The sequence below is a fragment of the Kitasatospora dryopteridis genome, from assembly GCF_050749075.1.
Taxonomy (GTDB): Bacteria; Actinomycetota; Actinomycetes; order Streptomycetales; family Streptomycetaceae; genus Kitasatospora.
This window is the reverse complement of record NZ_CP192749.1, coordinates 1,734,980-1,754,084: the sequence shown is the minus strand read 5'-3', so window position 1 is coordinate 1,754,084 and position 19,105 is coordinate 1,734,980. Positions and strand designations below refer to the sequence as shown.

The window sequence follows — 19,105 nt, the reverse complement described above, 5'->3', positions numbered from 1 at the left end:
GTGCGGACGGAAAACCTGTTGCGCGGCCCGCAGCCGGGCGGGCACGCTCGGTGACCATGACGTCCTGAACCCCTTGCGGCGCCCCGCCTCCCCCGACCGGGCCGGCCGCCCCCGCCCCCGCCACCGCACCCCGCAGCCCAGGCAGCACCATGCGCCGGGCCATGCCGCCGTGCCCGCGACCCGGGCCCGCGCGCCCCGACCTGCCCGTACCACCCCCGTAACGGAGCGTCATGCCGCTCGTACACCTGCCGCTGGATGACCCCGGCAGTCCCGACCTCTCCTCCCCGCTGGGCCTGCTGCGCTGGCTCTCCCGCGCCCAGCGGCGCGGCCAGGTGCTCGCCACCTGCTGGGGCGTCCTCGAAATGGGCTGCCAGGCGGCCCTGCCGCTCGCCCTCGGCCTCGGCATCCAGTCCGCCGTCGACGGTGACACCGCCGGCATCTGGCGGGCCGGCGGCCTCGCCGTCCTGCTCGCCGTCCTCCAGGCCACCGGCACCGTGCTGCTGCACCGCCAGGCCGTGTGGAACTGGATCACCTGCGCGGCGCAGATCCGCCAGCTCGTCGCCCGCCGGGCCTCCGGTCTCGGCGCCGGCCTCTCCCGCCGGATCGCCACCGGCGAGGTCGTCGCCGTCAGCAGCGGCGACGTCGAGAAGATGGGCTGGTACGTGGAGCTGATGGCCCGCGTCCGCGCCGCCGTCCTCGTCTGGCTCGGGGTCAGCCTGGTGGTGCTCGTCCGCGAGCCGCTGCTCGGCGCCGCCGTCCTGCTCGGCGTGCCCGTCCTCGCCGTCGCCGTCTGGCCGCTGCTCGGCCCGTTCGAACGGCGCTACTCCGAGCAGCGCGCACTCGGCGGGAAGGCCACCGAGCTCGCCGCCGACACCGTGGCCGGCCTGCGGGTGCTGCGCGGCATCGGCGGCGAGGAACTGTTCCTCGAGCGGTACCGCACCGCCTCGCAGAAGGTCCGCCGGGCCGCCGTCCGCGCCGCCCGCACCTGGTCGCTGATGCAGGCCCAGCAGGTCCTGCTGCCCGGCCTCTTCGTCGTCGGCGTCACCTGGTACGGCGCCCACCTCGCCGCGACCGGCCGCCTCGGCATCGGCGAGCTGGTCGCCGTCTACGGAGCGACGGCCTTCCTCGCCGCACCGCTGCGCATCCTCGGCGAGGCCGCGCACGCCTGGTCGGTCGCCCGGGTCTCGGCCGGCCGCGCGGCCCGCGTCCTCGCGCTCAGCCGCACCGCGCCCGGCGCGGAGTTCACCGAGAGCCTCGGCCGCCCCGAGCGGGGCGACCTGCACGACCCGGTCACCGGGCTCACCGCCCGGGCCGGCCGGCTCACCGCCGTGGTCTGCGGCGACCCGGACTTCGCCGGCGAGCTCGCCGCCCGGCTCGGCGGGCACGTCCCGCTCGCCGAGGACGAGCAGCCGCAGCCCTCGGTGCGGCTCGGCGGCATCCCGCTGGACGGCGCGCCGCTCGCCGACGTCCGGGCCGCCGTGCTCGTCCACGACAAGGAGCCGGTGCTGCTCTCCGGCACCCTCGCCGAACTGCTCGACGTGCCCGGCGCCGGCCGGGTCGACGTCGCCGACGCGCTCGCCGCCGCCCGCGCCGAGGACGTGCTGGACGCCCTGGTCGACGGCTCGCCCGAATGCGGGGGAGACCCGATGGCCGCCCGGATCACCGAGCGGGGCCGCTCGCTCTCCGGCGGGCAGCGCCAGCGCCTCGCCCTGGCCCGCTCGCTGGTCGCCGACCCGCCGGTGCTGGTCATGGACGAGCCCACCAGCGCGGTCGACGCCCACACCGAGTCGCGGATCGCGGCCGGGCTGCGCAAGGTGCGCGACAGCCGCACCACGGTGGTCTTCGCCACCAGCCCCCTGCTGCTGGACCAGGCCGACGCCGTCGTCCTCGTCCAGGACGGGCGGGTCGCCGCCGTGGGCACCCACCGCGGGCTGCTGGCCGACCACCCGCAGTACCGCGCCGTGGTGACCCGCGACGAGGACGCCGCCGGGTCCGCCCCGGCGCCCGCCCGTGCCGCGAGCGCGCCGCAGAGCGACACCCCGCAGAACGACACCCCGCACGACGACACCCCGAAGGAGGCGGCATGCGGCTCCCTCGAGGGCTGAAGCCCCCCACCGTCCAGGAGCAGGGGCCCGCCACCATGCTCCCGGTGGCCGGCCCGGCCACCGTCCGCGCCTACGTCCGCCTGCTCGCCCGGCGCCACCGCGGCGGGTTCGCCGCCGTCGTCGTGCTGCACTCGGTCGCCACCCTGGCCGGCCTGGTCGGCCCCTGGGTGCTCGGTTCACTGGTGGAGTCCCTCTCCACCGGCACCACCGAGGGCCGCATCCTCGCCGCCGTCGGCTGGTACCTCGCCGCACTGCTCGTCCAGTCCGTGTTCATGGGGCTGTCCCGGCTGCGCGGCGGCGTCCTCGGCGAGGAGGTCCTCGCCGACCTCCGCGAGGACTTCCTGGTCCGCTCGGTCGCCCTGCCGCCCGGCGTGCTGGAGCGCGCCGGCACCGGAGACCTGGTCTCCCGCGGCACCACCGACATCGACCGGCTCGCCAAGTCCGTCCGCGAGGCGGTGCCCGAGCTCGCCGTCGCGGTGGTCTCCGTGGTGCTGGTGCTCGGCGCACTGGTGCTCACCTCGCCGCTGCTCGCCGCCACCGCACTGATCGGCCTGCCGCTGCTGCTCGCCAGCTCCCGCTGGTACTTCCGGCGCGCACCGCAGTCCTACCGGGCCGAGTCGGCAGGGTACGCGGCGGTCAACACCGTGCTCGCCGAGACGGTCGACGCGGGCCGCACCGTGGAGACGCTGCGCCTCGGTGACCGGCGCGTCCGGCTGACCGACCGCAAGATCGGCGAGTGGGTCGCCTGGGAGCGGTACACGCTGTGGCTGCGCTCGGTCTGGTTCCCGACCGTGGACGCGACCTACGCGCTGGCCGTGCTCGGCACGCTCACCCTGGGCGGGGTGTTCACCGTGCAGGGCTGGATCGGCGTGGGGCAGCTGACCGCCGGCGTGCTGTACGCCCAGGCCCTGGTGCACCCGGTGGACCTGATCCTGCGCTGGTACGACGAGCTGCAGATCGGGCAGGCCTCGCTGGCCCGGCTGGTCGGGGTCCGCGAGGTGCCCGACCCGGACACCGACGACACCCTCCTTCCGGACGGGCGGCGGGTGCAGGCCGAGCAGGTGCGCTTCGGCTATCGCGAGGGCGCCGACGTGCTGCACGGCATCAGCCTGGACGTCGCACCCGGCAGCCGGGTGGCCCTGGTCGGGCCGTCCGGCGCGGGCAAGTCCACGCTCGGCCGACTGCTCGCCGGCATCTACTCCCCGGGCCGCGGCTCGGTCACCCTCGGCGGCGCCGCACTGGCGGCGATGCCCGCCGAGCGGGTCCGCTCCGAGGTCGCCCTGGTCAACCAGGAGCACCACGTGTTCGTCGGCACCCTCCGGGACAACCTCCGGCTGGCCCGGCCGGAGGCGGACGACACGGAGCTGCGGGCAGCGCTCGCCGCGGTCGACGCCGAGGAGTGGGCGGACGCCCTGCCCGAGGGGCTGGACACCGAGGTCGGCTCGGGCGGCACCGCCCTCACCCCGGCCCAGGCCCAGCAGCTGGCGCTCGCCCGGCTCGTCCTTGCGGACCCGCACACCCTGGTGCTGGACGAGGCGACCTCGCTGCTCGACCCGCGCGCCGCCCGTCACCTGGAGCGCTCGCTCTCCCGGGTGCTGGAGGGGCGCACCGTGATCGCCATCGCCCACCGGCTGCACACCGCGCACGATGCCGACGTGATCGCGGTGGTCGAGCAGGGGCGGATCAGCGAGTACGGCAGCCACCGCGAACTGGTGGCGGCCGGCGGCCCGTACGCCGCGCTCTGGCGGTCCTGGCGCGACGAACGCTGACGCCGGCGGCCGCTGCCGGAGCCTGCCGGACATTGCGCCGCCCGGGTCGCACCGGGCGGCGCGATACCGGCAAACCTCCACAGAACGGATCGAACGGAGCAGACTGATGGTGTGACCAAGACTTCCGGTGGTACCTCGGGCGGGTCGTCCGGCCGGCGCCCGCGGGGCGAGATCGCGGGCGTGTCGACCAGGGTGATCGCCATCGCGGTGGTGGCGGTGCTGGCGATCTGGTTCCTCTTCGCCAACCTGGACGACGTGAAGATCCAGTTCTGGGTGTTCAGCGTGACCGCGCCGCTGTGGATCGCCCTGCTGGCCACCCTGCTGGCCGGCGGTGCGATCGGCTGGCTGCTCCGGGGCCGCAACGACAGGTGACGAGCCCCTGGCCGACCCGTGGCCGGGGTCGGCCCCGGCGCGCGGGCCGGCATGGAGCGCGTACGGTGACCACGAGCTGACGCACCGTCGAATCCGTCCCCAACGTCCGCTTATGATTCGTTGGTGTTCGATTCACGGCACATCAGGACGTTCCACCAGGTGGTCACCTCCGGCTCGTACTCGGCGGCGGCCCGCGAGCTCGGCTACACGCAGCCGGCGATCACCCAGCAGATGAAGGCCCTGGAGCGGTCGGTCGGCGTGCCGCTGTTCACCCGGGCTGGACGGGGCCTGCGGCTGACCGAGGCGGGCGAGGCGCTCGCCCGGCACGCGGAGACGATCCTCGACAGCCTCGACTCCGCGCAGCAGCAGCTCGGCGCACTCGCCCGGCTGCGCGCCGGCCGCGTCCGGGTGTGCGCCTTCCCGAGCGCCAATGCGACCCTCATCCCGCAGGCCATGGCCCGCCTGCTCACCGACCACCCCGGAATCCGGGTGGAACTCCTGGAGGCCGAGCCGCCGGAGTCCGTGGACCGGCTGCTGCGCGGCGAGTGCGACATCGCCCTGGCCTTCCAGTACCCGGGCCTGCCGGTGGAGGTCCCGCCCGAGCTGGTGGAGACACCGCTGCTGGAGGACCAGCTCACCGTCCTGCTCCCGGTCGGCCACCCGCTGGCCCGCCGGCACGGAGTCCGGCTCGCCGACCTCGCTGGCGAGCGGTGGATCGCGGGCTGTCCGCGCTGCCGGGCGAACCTGCTGCACATCTGCGCCGAGGAGGGCTGGACCCCGGACATCGTCTTCACCACCGACGACAACCTCGCCGTGCAGAGCCTGGTCGCCGCCGGCGTCGGTATTGCGCTGATGCCCGCGCTGGTGCTGTCCTTCCTGTGCCACGCCAAGGTCACCGGACGCGTGGTGGAGCCGCACCAGCGCCGCCGGGTCCTCGCCTACGTGCTCCGCGAGCACCTGCGGGTGCCGGCCACCGCGCTCGTGCTGGCCGAGCTGCAGAGGGCTGCCGCGGCCCGTTCCGGCTGCTGACGGCACTGCCCGCGTCCCGCATCCATAAGCGGGAGTTGGGGAGACCGCAAAGAACTGTCGTTGGACGTGATGGATGGCGCGTCCGACGCTGCTTCCATGGCCACCGCCGCGAACCAAGCCGCCGTCCCCGCCGCCGTCCCCGCCGCCACCGCGGCCGCCACGGCGCCGCCCGCCTCCGCCCGGACCGCCGTTCCCGCACCTGTGCCACCGCCCGCCGTTCCCGCCCTTCCCACGGCCCGGACGGCGTCCGAAGGCCGCAGCACACCCCGGATGCAGCGGCTGATCGACGAGCTCCGGGCCGTCGTCCGCCGCGGTCTGCACCCCGACGAGACCGCCCGCCTGGTCGGCGAGTGCCTCGCCCCGCACCTCGGCCCCGACGACCTGCTCACCGCCGAACAGCAGCAGGGCGACCCGTCCCGCTACCGCCAGCACCTGGTGCACGCCGAGGAGGACGGCTCCTTCTCCGTCGTCGCCCTGGTCTGGCTCCCCGGCCAGCAGACCCCGATCCACGACCACGTCGCCTGGTGCGTGGCCGGCGTCCACCGCGGCACGGAGAGCGAACTGCGCTACCGGCTCGTCCCGGACGGCCCGACCGCACGCCTGGAGTTCACCGAGGAGACCGTCAACCCGCAGGGCACGGTCGCCGCCTTCGCCCCGCCCGGCGACATCCACCTCGTCCGCAACCCCGGCCCCGGCACCGCACTCTCCGTCCACGTCTACGGCGCCGACATCGCCCGCCTCACCACCAACATCCGGCGCATCTACCGGCTGCCCGCCGACCCGCGGCCCTCCGCCGCCGACGGATCCTGCGTCGACCCGCGCCCGTCCGCCGACGGGGTGTGAGCCCGATGGCTCTCGGCCTGCGCCTCCCGGCCCGCCCGGCCGCCCCGCCGCTGCTGCCCCGCACCGGCCCCGGCCTGCTCCTCGCCTGCCTCGGCACCGCCGCCGCCTGGGGCGTCCATGCTGCCCTGCCCGCCGTCCCGCGGCTGACCGCCGCCGTCGTGCTCGGCGTGGCCGCCGCCCACCTGCCCGGGCTGCGCCCGGTCGTCCGCGGCCCCGCCCGCCCGGGGCTGTCGCTGGCCGGCCGCCGTCTGATGCGGGCCGGCATCGTGCTGCTCGGCCTCGCCCTCGGCCTCGACGACCTGCTCGGACTCGGCTGGGCGACCGTCGCCATGGTGCTCGCCGTGGTCGCCGCCACCTTCGCCGGGACGCTGTGGCTCGGCCGGCGCCTCGGCCTCCCCGGGGACCAGCCCCTGCTGGTCGCCACCGGCTACTCGATCTGCGGCGCCTCCGCCATCGGCGCGGTCGCCGAGACCGCCGGCAGCGACGAGGAGGACGTCGCCGCCTCGGTCGCCCTGGTCACTCTCTGTGGCACCCTCGCCATCGCCGTCCTGCCCCTGCTCCACCACCCGCTCGGGCTGGACGCGCCCGGCTTCGGCCGCTGGATCGGGGCGAGCGTGCACGATGTCGGGCAGGTGGTCGCCACCGCCCAGACCGCGGGGCCGGTGGCGCTGCGCGAGGCGGTGGTGGTCAAGCTCATGCGGGTGCTGCTCCTCGCGCCGCTGGTCGCCGGAGTGGCGTTCACGCTCGCCCGCCGGGTCCGGCCGGGCCGGGCGGACGGGCGGGCGGCTGCCTCTGCCGCGGCGGGCACCGGCGCCGCCCGCCGCCCGGTGCCGGTGCCGCTGTTCGTGCTGGGCTTCCTGCTGGCGGTCGGGCTGCGCTCCACCGGCCTGCTGCCGCAGCACGCCCTCGACCTCGCCCAGGACGGCCGCGAACTCCTGCTTGCGGCAGCCCTGTTCGGCCTCGGCAGCGCCGTCGACCTGCCCTCGCTGGCACGCACCGGGGGCCGGATCGCCCTGCTCGGGCTCGGTTCCTGGGCGGTGGTGGCAGGGGTGTCCTATATCGGTGTCCTGCTGACGCGGTGAGCGGATACAGTCGATCGCGTCCGACCTGATCGACCCGCGAAGGTGCCAGCGATGAACCGACCGCCCGTCAGGGACGGCGCCGCATCCGCCGCCGTGACGCTGGACCGCCGGGACGGCCCCCACGGCGAGGTGGTGCTGCGCCGCCGCGGCGAGCACCTGGAGATCATCGCCAACGGCTGCTTCCTGATGGACACCGCGGATGGCCGCTCCGAGCGGCTCCTCGTGCAGGCCGCGCTCGACCTGCTGGCCGCTCCGCGGCCGTCGGTGCTGATCGGCGGCCTCGGCGTCGGGTTCTCCCTGGCGTACGCGGCGGCCGAGCCGCGCTGGGGTGCCGTTGCGGTGGCCGAGCGCGAGGAGGCGGTGATCGACTGGCACCGCACCGGCCCGCTCGGCGCGATCTCGGCCGGGGCGCTGGCCGATCCCCGGGTGACCGTGCTGCACACCGACCTGGTGGCGCACCTGGCCGGGCCCGGTCCGGCGTACGACGCACTCTGCCTCGACATCGACAACGGGCCGGACTGGACGGTCGACGAGGCCAACGACGGCCTCTACGGCCCGGCGGGCCTCGCGGCAGCACACCGCCGGCTCAACTCCGGCGGCGTGCTGGCGGTGTGGAGTGCGCAGCCCTCCGCCGCCTTCGAACAGGCCCTGCGCGAGGCCGGGTTCGAGGATGTGCACACCCTCGAGATCGCGGTGGCGCGCGGCGTGCCGGACGTGGTGCATCTGGCACGCCGCGCGTGAAGTGCGCCCCTGCGCGGGCTACTTCAGGCCGTTGTCCACCGCGGTCATGAGCTCACCGTTCGCGGTGTCGCCGTCGAAGGACCAGATCATGGCCCCCGCCAGCCCCTGCGCCTTGATCCAGGCGGTCTTGCGGGCGATCTCCGTCGGGTCGTCGTAGGTGTAGAGGACGTTCCCGTTGTAGATGTAGGCGAAGCCCGCCGCCGGGTCCCGGTAGATCGTGTAACCGCCGCTCGTGGCCATGTCCTTGAGCTTGTGGTAGTCCTCGTAGCCGGCCTCGTAGGTGCCGGGGGCGGCGCCGCTCGAGGTCTGGAACAGGCCGTTGGTGGTGCCGCGCGGCACGCCCTGCCAGCCGCGTCCGTAGAACGGGATGCCGAGGGTCAGCTTGCTCTTCGGCGCCCCGCCCGTGACGTACGCGTTGATGGCGATCTCGGAGCTGAACCGCTGGTTGGCGGGGCTCGGGTCGCCGGCCGGCAGCTTGAGCGCCGACTGCTGGTTGGTGGTGGTCTCCCAGGCGCCGTGGTAGTCGTAGCCCTGGATGGTGGCGAAGTCGAACGCTCCGAACAGGCCCGGGATGTCGATGCCCGCGGAGATCTTCGCCGGGTCGGCCGGCAGGAAGGCGCTCAGCGTGTAGTGCTTGCCGGTGGTGGTGCCGAGCGCGTCCAGCTGGCGACGGAACTCCTGTGCCAGCAGGGTGTAGTTGGCCTTGTCGGCGGGCTTGTAGATGTTGCCGAGGTGGCCCTCCGAGTTCGGCCACTCCCAGTCGAGGTCGATGCCGTCGAAGATGCCCGCCGCCGAGCCCGCGCCGCCGCGGCCGTCGATCACCGGCAGGTTGCCCTTGATGTACATGTCGATGCAGGAGCTCACCAGCGCCTTGCGGGAGGCGTCGGTGGCGGCCGCGTCGGAGAACCACTTGCTGTACGACCAGCCGCCGAGGGAGATCTGGATCTTCAGGTTGGGGTGCTTGGCCTTCAGCTGCTTGAGCTGGTTGAAGTTGCCGGCCAGCGGCTGGTCCCAGGTGTCGGTGGTGCCGGCCACCGAGTTGCCCGCGTCCCAGCCCTTGCCGAAGTCGGCCCAGGCGTCACCGGCGCCGTCGCCCGCGTTCGGGTCGGAGTCGTTGCCGGCGGCCTTGTTGGTGATGAAGCACTGCTTGGTGGTCGGGTGGATGTTGGCGAAGGCGTAGTTGAGCGTGGTGAGCTTCCCGGCGGTGCCCGAGGTCTCCAACTGCTTGACGCTGTAGCCGCGGGAGTAGATCGACCACTGGGTGAAGTAGCCGATCTTCAGGTTGCCGCCGCCCCCGCCGCCGATCTGGGTGCGGGCGGTGACCGGGCCGGAGGCGGCCGAGGCGTTGCCCGCCGCGTCCCGGGCCTTCACGGTGAAGGTGTACGAGGTGTCCGCGGCCAGGCCGCCGACGGTGGCCGAGGTGCCGGTGACGGTCGCGGCGATCGTCCCGCCGTTGTAGACGTCGTAGGCGACCACGCCGACGTTGTCGGTGGAGGCGGCCCAGGTGAGCGACACCGAGCTGGACGTGGTGCCGGTGACCGTCGGCGTACCGGGGACGGTCGGCGGCTGCGGGTCGGTGGTGTTCGGGACGGTCACGGTGACCGGCCCGGCCGGGTTGGAACGGTTGCCCGCCGCGTCGAAGGCGACCACGATGAAGCTGTGCGCGCCCGCCGACAGCCCGGTGACCGTGGCCGAGGTGCCCGTCACGGTGGCCCGCTTGGTGGTGCCCTCCAGGACGTCGTAGCCGGCCACCCCGACGTTGTCGGTGGAGGCCGTCCAGGACAGCGCCGCGCCGTTGCTGCCGCTCAGCGTCCCGGTCAGGTTGCCGGGGGCGGACGGCGGCGCGGTGTCGACGCCCCCGCCGCCGCACGGGGCGCCGTTCAGCTTGCAGTTGGCGAGCGGCGCGTACGCACCCGAATAGGCGATGTTGAAGCCGAAGTTGTACGAGCCGCCGGCCGGGATGGTCGGCTGCCAGCTCGGGTTCTTCACGGTGACGTGCGAGGACGCCACCGTGTAGCTCGCGTTCCACAGCGAGGCCACCGAGTTGTTGGCCGGCAGGTCGAACTCGAGGGTCCAGCCGTTGATGGCGTTCGCGGTGCCGTTGGCGATGGTGTAGCTGCCGCCGTAACCGCTGCCCCAGTCCTGGTCCTTGGTGAAGGTGGCGGTGGCGGAGGCGGCGTGCGCCGTGGTGGCCGGAAGGGCCACCGCGAGGAACGGGGCGAGCAGGGTCCCCGCGGCGAGCAGGGGAAGGCGGAACCGACGTCTGCGCATGGGTGAGAGCTCCTGTCCGGGAGCACGCCGGACCGCGTACGGCCCGGGGCTCCGCTACCTGTGGGGGCGGTGCAGGTGCAGGGCTCCGGTCGCGAGGGCGCGGCGGAGCCGGGTCCCCGGGCCGTCGGGTTGCCGCGGAGGTCCTGTCCAGGAGGTTAGGGACCGCGGCCGCCACTGGCAATAGGTCTGGACCATCCCGGGCGTACCCGGGCGGTGACGATCCGTCATTCCGATGACAGGAAGGTGCGGACACCACAAGGGGCGCGGGAACTGCGCAGTCGGGAGGCGGCTCACCTCGACTGTCGAGGCCGGCCGCATCCGCGCAGTTCTCCGCGCCCCTGCGGGGTACTCCCGTGCGTCAGCCGAACGGGTTGTACGCCGGAGGCTCCTCCGGGGCCGGCGGCGCGGCGGCCGGGGCCGCGTTCGACGGTGCGGGCGGGGCGAAGGGGTTGAAGTCCGGCGGCGGCACGCGGACCGGCGTGCCCTTGCCGGAGCCCGCGGGTGCCTCCTCGGCCTCCGCCGTGGCGGCCGCGTTCGACGGTGCGGGCGGGGCGAAGGGGTTGAAGTCCGGCGGGGGGACGCGGACGGGGGTGCCCTTGCCGGAGCCCGCCGGGGCCTCGTCGGCCGGGGGAGCGACAGGCGCTGCCGGAGCAGGGGCCGCAACGGCCGCCGGAGCGGCGGCCGGCGCCGAGGTGACCGTGCCGAACGGGTCCTGCGGCTCGTTCGTCACCACCGTGCCGAACGGGTCGGCCGTAGCCGCAGCCGGCGCAGCGGCGACCGGCGCGGCCACCGGAGCGGGCGCGGCGGCCGGGGCCGCGTTCGACGGTGCGGGCGGGGCGAAGGGGTTGAAGTCCGGCGGCGGCACCCGGACGGGGGTGCCCTTGCCGGAGCCCGCGGGTGCCTCCTCGGCCTCCGCCGTGGCGGCCGCGTTCGACGGTGCGGGCGGGGCGAAGGGGTTGAAGTCCGGCGGCGGCACCCGGACCGGCGTGCCCTTGGGCCCCTCCGGAGCCGAGGCGGAGGCCAGGACCGGAGCCGGCTCGGCGGGCGCGGGGACAACCGGCGGCACCGGGGGCATCGGCGGTGCCGGCGGGGCGGCGGGCACGGGCTCGAAGGACGCCTGCGGCAGCGTCGGCGCCTCGGGCGCCACTGTCGGCACGGGGACGGGCGGTGCGACAGGCTCGGGTGCGGGTGCGGGTGCGGGTGCGGGTGCGGGTGCGGGTGCCGGTGCCTGGGCTGCGGCGGGGGCGGCCTGCTGGGCGGCGGCCTGCGGCGGGGCGGCCATGACGCCGTCCCAGCCGAGCTGCACACTCTGCAGGACGTCGGCGAAGGCGGCCGTGTACAGCTCCCAGTCGTCCGCCTGCACGGTGCCGAGCTGCAGCACCAGCGCGGAGGCGCCGTCCGGGAGCGGGAGCACCGCCTCCACCACGGAGCTGACCGCCCAGCGGCGCTGCCCGTCGGCGGCCACCGGCGCCGGCACCGGCGAGGTGCGCGGCTCCACCAGCAGCGCCGCGGGACCGGCCGGCAGCAGCACCGTCCAGACCTCGGCGTGCGGCCGGGCGTCGGCCAGCCGGACGGCGAGTTCGTCGGCCGGGCCGCTGTGCGGGTGGAAGGAGACGGTCAGCGAGGCGTGGCTGGTGCGACCGCCGGCGTCGAGCGCGCACAGGCCGGCGAAGACCACCCCGGCCGCCGCGGCCTCGTCGGCCAGCGAGGCGGCCAGCACCGACCAGGTGCGGCGCTCCGCGGCACGGCTGCCGGCGAAGACCTCCTCGGCGACCTCGGCGAGGTGCTCGGCCACCGCGGCACCGCCGCCGCGCGCGGTCAGCGGGTGGAACACGGTCGGCACGACCAGGCGCACCTCCACCCCGGACCCGGTGGACAGCTCCTCCGGCCCGCGGGTGGGCCGGTCCGAGGCCAGCGCGGCGAGCGGGGCGGTGAACGGCGGGCGGAGCTTGCTGTCGCCGGGCTCCGGCAGCACGGGCAGCTGGAAGGCGGCCGGGGCCGCACCGCCGTCGCCCGAGGTGCCGTCGACCGGGACGCCGCACACCTCTCCGGCGCCGTACCGCGCAGCCAGCGCGGCGGTCGCACCGGCGGCGGACCCGGCGCTGCGCGCAGTGCCGGCCTCCACCACCGTGCCGAGCCCACGGACCGTCAGCACACCGGGCCCGCCCGGGGAGATCCGCAGGCCGAAGAGCTCTTCGGCGGAGGAGTGGCCGTCCCGGCGGACCGCCGTCAGCGACTCCACCGGGTGGTGAGTGGCCCGTTCGTCCAGCAGCGCCTCGGCCAACACGTCCAGTGTGGCGGCGATCCGCTCCGCTGCCGCGAAACCGTCCAGAGTCATGCGCCGAGCCCCCTCGCTCTCGGTGGAAAGTCGGTCCACTTTCTATCAGACCGTGCCGACGCGGCGGCGATGCCCCGATTCGTACCGGCCGCCCGCCTGACCGGCCGACAGGTGTGCTGCCTGGTACCGGCAGGGCCAGGCAGCGCATCCCCGCAGCGGGTCACAATGGCCGACATGAGCACAGCGAGCAGTCTCAACGACTTCCTGCGCAGCCGCCGCGCCCGTCTGCGCCCGCAGGACGTGTCCCTGCCGGAGTACGGCGGCACCCGCCGCGTGGCCGGCCTGCGCCGCGAGGAGCTCGCCCAACTCGCCGGCGTCAGCGTCGACTACTACACGCGGATGGAACAGGGCCGGGTCGCCAACCCCTCGGAGGCGGTGCTCGACTCGCTGGCCCGCGCGCTGCGCCTCACCGAGGACGAGACCCGGCACCTGCACCAGCTGGCCCGGCCGCGGCGCACCGCCAGGTCCGCCCGCCCGCAGCCGCCCCGCCCGCAGAAGGTACGGCCGATGCTGCAGCGGCTGCTCGACGAACTCCACGACGTGCCCGCCTTCGTCATGGGCCGCCGGATGGACGTCCTGGCGTGGAACGCGGCGGCCTGCGCCCTGCTCGGCGACTACTCCCTCCTCGACCCGGCCGAGCGGAACGTCGCCCGGATCACCTTCCTCGACCCGGCGGCCCGCACGCTGTACGCGGACTGGACCTCCTGCGCCCGCGAGAACGTCGCCTATCTGCACCTGCAGGCCGGACAGCGCCCCGACGACCCGCTGCTGGCGAGCCTGATCGGGGAACTGTCGGTCAAGAGCCAGGACTTCCGCCGCTGGTGGGCCGAACACCCCGTCCAGGACAAGACCTCGGGCACCAAGCGGTTCCACCACCCGCTGGTCGGCGACCTCGAACTCGCCTACGAGACGCTGCGCACGGCCGACGACCCGGACCAGGCCCTCGTCACCTACGCCGCCGACCCGGGCACCCCCTCCCACGACGCCCTGCACATGCTCCTCGCCTGGTCGGCCCCCGCCGAACAGGCAACCCCGTAAGCGGCGCAGCTCCCCACACCCCTGAACGACCGCCCTGGGGAGGGTTTCAGCCGGAGGCGAGGCGGCCCAGGGCGTCGGCTATGCCGTCGACGGCGAGGAGGCCGGCCAGGTCGCGGACCAGGCCCGCGCACGGGCCGTCGGGCCGCTCGTCGGCGAAGAAGGAGGCGAACTCGACCGCCAGGTCCGGCTCGCGGGCGGCGGTCAGGGCCAGTGCGGCGACCAGCTCCTGCACCAGCTGCAGCTCCAACTCCTCGCGGGGCACGGCCCGGTCGCCCAGCCAGTCGAGCGAGCTGATCTCCGCGTTGGCGATCCAGGCCCGTACCGTGCGCCGCACGCCGGGGCTGGGCTTGGGCAGCGCCAGGTGCAGCAGGATCTGTTCGTGGGCGGCCCGCCGCACCTCGTCGATGACCGCGTTGGTGCCTGGGCTGGCCGCGACCGAGCCGCCGCGCAGCAGGGCCGCGAAGCCGGGGCCGTGGCTGTCGACGAAGTCGAGGTAGCGGCCCATCACCCGCAGCAGCCGCTCGGAGAGCGGGCCTTCGGCGGGCTCCTCGAAGCGGGCGGCGAGTTCCTGCCCGGCGCGGCGCAGCGACTCCTCGTAGATCGCCTGCTTGCCGGGGAAGTAGTGGTAGACCAGCGGGCGCGAGGCGCCGGCCGCGGCGGCGATGTCGTCGATCGACACCTCCTCGGGCGGGCGCCGGCTGAACAGCTCCAGTGCGACCGCGATCAGCTGTTCCCGCCGCTCGTCCACGCTGAGCCGGCGCCGCGGCGCCTTCTCGGCACGGCTGGGCTGATCCTCCGACCGGGGCGCCGCCGAGGGCGTACGGGAAACCATGGCGCCACCCTATCCAGGCTTGGTCACCGGATGATCACCCGATCATGCGGAAACCGCCCCGAACTAAGACCGGCCGGCACATGGCGTCGCGACGCCGCCCCCCATGTGCCGGCCGGTCTAAAGGTGACAAAAGTCTGACGTGCGGCCGCAGGGCCTGGTCCGCGGCCGCGTCGGGTGGTCGAATCGGGGTGTGAACGAATCCACCGGATCGCCGGTCGGGCGCCGGGTGGTGCTCGGCATGCTCGGGCTGGGCGCGGCGGGTGTCGCGGCCGGGCCGCACCTGCAGCGCGTCGTCGAGGCGGTCACCAGCCGCGACCCGACGGGCCTCAGCGGCCTGGTACCGGGTGGCGGCGGGTTCCGCTACTACTCGGTGGTGGCGGCCGTGCCGCAGCGGACGGCCGCGGACTACACGCTGAAGATCGACGGCCTGGTCGACCGCCCGGTCACCTACCGCCTCGCCGACCTGCAGGCGATGCCGCAGACCCGGCTGGTCCGCGACGTCCAGTGCGTCACCGGCTGGCGGGTGCCGGGCACCCCGTTCGAGGGGGTGCGGCTGAGCGTGCTGCTGGAGCGGGCCGGCGTCCGCGACGGTGCGACCGCCGTCCGCTTCACCTGCTTCGACGGCGCGTACGGCGAGAGCCTCACCCTGGACCAGGCCCGCCGCGACGACGTGCTGGTCGCCCTGCGCATGCAGGACCGCCCGCTCGGCCACGCGCACGGCGGCCCGGTGCGGCTGTACGTCGCACCGATGTACTTCTACAAGTCGGCCAAGTGGCTCTCCGGCATCACGGTGACCGAGAAGGTCCACCCCGGCTACTGGGAGCGCCTCGGGTACGACGTCGACGCCTGGGTCGGCCGCTCGAACGGACGCGACGATGCACCCACCGGCTGACCCGGCGCGGGTGCACCGCTTCGCCCGCGCCGAGCGCTGGGTGCACCGCGGCACCGCCGCCCTGATGCTGGTCTGCCTGGCGACCGCGCTGATGCTGTACTACCCGCCGCTGTCGGAGCTGGTCGGCCGCCGCCGGCTGGTCGTCCTGGTGCACGAGTGGTGCGGGCTGCTGCTGCCGGTGCCGCTGCTGCTGGGCCTCGCCTCCCGTGCGCTGCGGGCCGACCTCGCCCGGCTCAACCGCTTCACGGACGCCGACCGCCGCTGGCTGCGGGCGGTGCGCCGCCGCTCGTACGACCGGCCGGCCGGCAAGTTCAACGCCGGGCAGAAGCTGTACGCGGCGTGGATCGCCGGCGCGGTGCTGGTGATGCTCGGCACCGGTCTGCTGATGTGGTTCACGCACCTGGCGCCGCTGGTGTGGCGCACGGGTGCGACCTTCGTCCACGACTGGCTGGCGGTGGCGGTGGCCGTCGTGCTGGCCGGGCACGTCTGGATGGCGGTGCGCGACCCGGAGGCCCGCCGCGGCATGCGCACCGGCCTGGTGGACCGGCACTGGGCCGTCCGCGAGCACCCCGGGTGGGACCCTCAGGAGGAGCGCCACTCCAGGTAGCGGCGGTACGCCTCGCGGCCGTCCGGCACGAAGTCCCACTCGGCGAGCCGTTCGGCCAGCTCCTGTTCGGTCACCCAGCCGTGCCAGGCCACCTCCTCCACCTGCGGGGAGACCGGGCCGTCCCAACGGGCCTCGTGCATGTCGCAGAACCAGGAGAGGCCCTCCTGCTCGAACAGGAACCGGAACAGCGGCACCGGCTCGATCCCGCGCACGCCCAGCTCCTCCTCGGCCTCGCGCACCGCCGCCTCGGCGTACGTCTCCCCGGTGCCGACCACCCCGCCGACGAAGCAGTCGTACGCGCCGGGGGCGAACAGCTTGGTGTCGGTGCGCCGGTGCAGGAAGATCCGGTCCTGCGGGTCGCGGACCAGGATGAAGACGCAGCGGTGGGTGAGCCCGTCCCGGTACACCTCGGCCCGGGTCGCGGTGCCGATAACCCGGTCCTGGTCGTCCACCACGTCGAGCAGTTCCTCGGCAGGGTTCGTCATGGTCACGGACACTACAGCGGCACCGGTGGGACCACCCGACTATCGTTCCAAGCGAAGGCGCAGGCGAGGGAACGGCGGACACGTGGCAGTGGTGGACATCTGGGGCGAGACGGCGGCCGGGTTCGAGCCGGTGCGCGAGGCCTTCGCCCGCAACTTCCGCGAGTACGGCGAGCTCGGCGCGGCGTTCGCGCTCTACGCCGACGGCCGCAAGGTGGTCGACCTGTGGGGCGGCGACGCCCGGCCCGAGGTCGGCGGCCGGCCCGCCCCCGCCGTGCCGTGGACGGCCGACACAGCGCAGGTCCTGCGCTCCGTCACCAAGGGCCTCACCGCCGCCACCGCGCTCCACCTCGTCCAGCGCGGCGCCCTCGACCTGGACGCCCCGGTCTCCTCGTACTGGCCGGAGTTCGCCGCCGCCGGCAAGGGCCGGATACCGGTGCGCTGGCTGCTCTCGCACCAGGCCGGGCTGCCCGTCCTGGACGTGCCGCTGCGCCTGGAGGACCTGCTGACCTGGGAGCCGGCCGCGGCCGCGGTCGCCGCCCAGGCGCCCGTCTGGGAGCCGGGCACCGCGCACGGCTACCACCCGTTCACCTTCGGCTGGCTGGTCGGCGAGGTGGTCCGGCGGGTCAGCGGCCGCAGCATCGGCCACTACCTCGCCGAGGAGATCGCCCGCCCGCTCGGCCTGGACCTGTGGATCGGCCTGCCCGCGGGCGCCGCGCCGCGGGTCGGCCGGCTGGTCGACCTGCCCGCCCCGGAGGCCGCGCACACCGGCCCGAACGGCATGAAGGTCCGCCCCAAGGCGTCCGTGGTCCGCGCCTACCAGGACCGCACCTCGCTCACCGCACGGGCCTTCGGCGCCGTCCGCTCCACCGTCGACCTCAACGACCCGGCGGTGCAGGCCGCCGAGGTGCCCGGCGCGGGCGGCATCGGCACCGCCCGCTCGGTGGCCCGCTTCTACGCCTCGCTGATCGGCGCGGCCGACCGGCACGGCGGGGCGCCCGGCGAGCGGCTGCCCGCCCTGTTCGGCTCCGAGGTGCTCAAGGAGGCGATGGGCCCGGCCGTCAGCGGCCCGGACAAGGTGCTCATCGTCAACACCACCTTCGGGCACGGCTTCTTCCGGCACGGCGGGACGTCCCCGATGGCCTCGCCCGCCAGCTTCGGCCACCCCGGGCGCGGCGGCTCGCTGGGCTTCGCCGACCCGGAGCTCGGCATCGGCTTCGGCTACGTCACCAACGGCATGCAGCCGGGTGTGACCGGCGACATCCGCTCACGGACGCTGATGGCCGCCGTCCGCCAGTGCCTCGACGCGCTGTGACCTGACGACAAGTCACTTCTCCGGCCCCAGGCCGCGCTCGTGCAGCCACTCCAGCTGCCGCTGCTGCTGGGAGGCCCGGCCGCCCGCATGGTCGCCGAACCGCCACACCTCCATGTCCGCCGGACCGCCGTACCGGTGGTACGCGGCGAACACGGTGGACGGCGGGCACACCGGATCCATCAGCGCCGCACTGAACAGTGCCGGAGCACTCGCCCACGGCGCCAGGTGCAGCCCGTCCACGTACGCCAGGGTGGCGAAGACCTGCTCGACGGCGTCCCGGCGGTGCAGGCCCAGGTACTCGGCGATCTCCGGGTACGGGCCGGCCGAGGCGGTCTCCACCGCCCGCGGGAAGTGCTGCAGGAACGGCACGTCGACCAGTGCCGCCGCCACCGCGTCCCCCGCCAGTGCGGCCGCCGCCAGCGCGAGCCCGCCGCCCTGGCTGGCACCGGCCACCACCACCCGCGCCGGGTCGACCTGCGGCAGGCCGCGGACGAAGTCCACGGCCCGCACCGCGTCCGTGTACAGCCGCCGGTAGTAGTAGTCCTCCGGAGAGCCGATCCCGCGGGTCATGAAGCCGGCCGCCCACTGCGGGCCGCCCGGATGCGGGTCGGGGGTGTCGTGGCCCTGCCCGCGGGTGTCCATCACCAGGTACGCGTAGCCCGCCGAGACGTACAGCAGCCGCTCCAGCGGCAGACCCCGGCCCTGGCTGTATCCGAGGTACTCGACCACGGCGGGCAGCGGACCCCGGGCACCCCGCGGCACCAGCAGCCAGCCGGCGACCGGCTCGCCGCCGAACCCCGGGAACCGCACGTCGTACACCTCGGCACTGCGCAGCAGGCACCCTTCCACCGGCGTCACCGCACTCCCGCCGCCCACCGCCCTGGCCGCGGCCAGCGTGCCCTCCCAGAACACCTCCAGCCCCTCCGGCCCGGCCACCTCCGGCCGGTATCGCAGCAACTCCTCGTACGGCATGTCGGTCAGCGGCACAGCAACTCTCCTCACGGGCTGCCTGATTTGAGCGGATCGCCCGGGGCACGGGGTTCAGATCAGGCCGCGGCGGGCCGCCCAGACGGCGGCCTGGAGGGGGGTGCGGACGCCGATGCGGTCGCAGAGGACGCGGATGCGGCGCCGCAGGGTGCGGCTGGACGTGGAGAGCCTGCGGGCCACGGCGTCCAGGGGGAGGCCCTCGGCGAGGAGCAGCAGCAGTTGGTGCTCCTCGGGGGCGAGAAGTCCGGCCGCCGGCCGCCGGGTCTGCGGTGCGGGCGGCTGCTGCCGGTGCGGGGCGAGCCGTCCGGCGGGCTGGGTGCGGCCGCGGTTGAGTGCGGCGGTGGGGTGCGTGGTGGTGCTCGGGTGCATGGTGCTCGGGTGCATGGTGGCCTCCTTGCCACG

The 19,105-nt window shown here is 75.0% G+C and carries 17 protein-coding genes; 11 read left to right on the top strand and 6 right to left on the bottom strand.

What is annotated here, in order from left to right; all coding sequences use genetic code 11:
* The first annotated feature begins 230 nt into the window (after positions 1-230).
* The 7 genes from ACQ614_RS07975 (at position 231) to ACQ614_RS07945 (ending at position 7,941) form a co-directional block, all read left to right on the top strand.
* Entirely contained in the window at positions 231-2,105 is a 1,875-nt protein-coding gene (locus tag ACQ614_RS07975; protein ID WP_431677686.1) for an ABC transporter transmembrane domain-containing protein, read from the top strand.
* On the top strand, positions 2,084-3,874 hold the full coding sequence (locus ACQ614_RS07970) for an ABC transporter ATP-binding protein (protein WP_431677685.1): 1,791 nt from the start codon (positions 2,084-2,086) through the stop codon (positions 3,872-3,874). Before ACQ614_RS07975 ends, ACQ614_RS07970 begins: the two co-directional genes overlap by 22 nt.
* A gap of 111 nt (positions 3,875-3,985) precedes the next feature.
* Positions 3,986-4,246 carry a LapA family protein gene (locus tag ACQ614_RS07965; RefSeq protein WP_363493912.1) on the top strand — a complete coding sequence of 87 codons (261 nt, stop codon included), beginning with the start codon at positions 3,986-3,988 and terminating at the stop codon, positions 4,244-4,246.
* Between the two features lie 123 nt (positions 4,247-4,369).
* The gene (locus tag ACQ614_RS07960) at positions 4,370-5,275 is read left to right on the top strand and encodes a LysR family transcriptional regulator (RefSeq protein ID WP_431677684.1); all 906 of its coding nucleotides are present in this window, start codon (positions 4,370-4,372) and stop codon (positions 5,273-5,275) included.
* Positions 5,276-5,545: 270 nt separating this feature from the next.
* A complete protein-coding gene (locus tag ACQ614_RS07955) occupies positions 5,546-6,118 on the top strand; it encodes a cysteine dioxygenase (protein ID WP_431683855.1) in 573 nt (190 codons plus the stop codon).
* Between the two features lie 5 nt (positions 6,119-6,123).
* Complete coding sequence (locus tag ACQ614_RS07950; RefSeq protein WP_431677683.1) at positions 6,124-7,200, top strand: YeiH family protein; 1,077 nt, start codon at positions 6,124-6,126, stop codon at positions 7,198-7,200.
* 51 nt (positions 7,201-7,251) lie between these two features.
* Positions 7,252-7,941: a spermidine synthase gene (locus tag ACQ614_RS07945; protein ID WP_431677682.1), complete on the top strand. Its 690-nt coding sequence runs from the start codon at positions 7,252-7,254 to the stop codon at positions 7,939-7,941.
* Between the two features lie 18 nt (positions 7,942-7,959).
* Here the strand turns inward: ACQ614_RS07945 and ACQ614_RS07940 are convergent, their stop codons facing one another.
* Both ACQ614_RS07940 and ACQ614_RS07935 read right to left on the bottom strand, forming a co-directional pair.
* Entirely contained in the window at positions 7,960-10,212 is a 2,253-nt protein-coding gene (locus ACQ614_RS07940) for a glycosyl hydrolase family 18 protein (protein ID WP_431677681.1), read from the bottom strand.
* 358 nt (positions 10,213-10,570) lie between these two features.
* The gene (locus ACQ614_RS07935; RefSeq protein ID WP_431677680.1) at positions 10,571-12,550 is read right to left on the bottom strand and encodes a hypothetical protein; all 1,980 of its coding nucleotides are present in this window, start codon (positions 12,548-12,550) and stop codon (positions 10,571-10,573) included.
* A 174-nt stretch (positions 12,551-12,724) separates the two neighbouring features.
* Between ACQ614_RS07935 and ACQ614_RS07930 the strand changes: the two genes are divergently transcribed.
* Positions 12,725-13,588, top strand: coding sequence for a helix-turn-helix transcriptional regulator (locus ACQ614_RS07930; protein ID WP_431677679.1), 864 nt, complete (start codon positions 12,725-12,727; stop codon positions 13,586-13,588).
* Positions 13,589-13,634: 46 nt separating this feature from the next.
* Here ACQ614_RS07930 and ACQ614_RS07925 read toward each other — a convergent pair whose 3' ends face one another.
* The gene (locus tag ACQ614_RS07925; RefSeq protein ID WP_363493898.1) at positions 13,635-14,420 is read right to left on the bottom strand and encodes a TetR/AcrR family transcriptional regulator; all 786 of its coding nucleotides are present in this window, start codon (positions 14,418-14,420) and stop codon (positions 13,635-13,637) included.
* Positions 14,421-14,658: 238 nt separating this feature from the next.
* Between ACQ614_RS07925 and ACQ614_RS07920 the strand changes: the two genes are divergently transcribed.
* On the top strand, positions 14,659-15,312 hold the full coding sequence (locus ACQ614_RS07920) for a molybdopterin-dependent oxidoreductase (RefSeq protein ID WP_363493960.1): 654 nt from the start codon (positions 14,659-14,661) through the stop codon (positions 15,310-15,312).
* Positions 15,296-15,919 carry a cytochrome b/b6 domain-containing protein gene (locus ACQ614_RS07915; protein WP_431677678.1) on the top strand — a complete coding sequence of 208 codons (624 nt, stop codon included), beginning with the start codon at positions 15,296-15,298 and terminating at the stop codon, positions 15,917-15,919. The genes ACQ614_RS07920 and ACQ614_RS07915 overlap by 17 nt, the downstream gene beginning before the upstream one ends.
* Here the strand turns inward: ACQ614_RS07915 and ACQ614_RS07910 are convergent.
* Positions 15,895-16,404 (bottom strand): NUDIX hydrolase, encoded by a 510-nt coding sequence (locus ACQ614_RS07910; protein ID WP_431677677.1) that lies wholly within the window; start codon positions 16,402-16,404, stop codon positions 15,895-15,897. The two genes, ACQ614_RS07915 and ACQ614_RS07910, sit on opposite strands and share 25 nt — an antisense overlap.
* 88 nt (positions 16,405-16,492) lie before the next feature.
* Between ACQ614_RS07910 and ACQ614_RS07905 the strand changes: the two genes are divergently transcribed.
* Positions 16,493-17,716, top strand: a complete 1,224-nt coding sequence (locus tag ACQ614_RS07905; protein WP_363493958.1) for a serine hydrolase domain-containing protein — start codon at positions 16,493-16,495, stop codon at positions 17,714-17,716.
* A gap of 12 nt (positions 17,717-17,728) precedes the next feature.
* Here ACQ614_RS07905 and ACQ614_RS07900 read toward each other — a convergent pair whose 3' ends face one another.
* Together ACQ614_RS07900 and ACQ614_RS07895 are read right to left on the bottom strand one after the other, a co-directional pair.
* Positions 17,729-18,703 carry an acetylxylan esterase gene (locus ACQ614_RS07900; RefSeq protein WP_431677676.1) on the bottom strand — a complete coding sequence of 325 codons (975 nt, stop codon included), beginning with the start codon at positions 18,701-18,703 and terminating at the stop codon, positions 17,729-17,731.
* A 54-nt stretch (positions 18,704-18,757) separates the two neighbouring features.
* Entirely contained in the window at positions 18,758-19,087 is a 330-nt protein-coding gene (locus ACQ614_RS07895) for a hypothetical protein (RefSeq protein ID WP_431677675.1), read from the bottom strand.
* Positions 19,088-19,105: the final 18 nt, after the last annotated feature.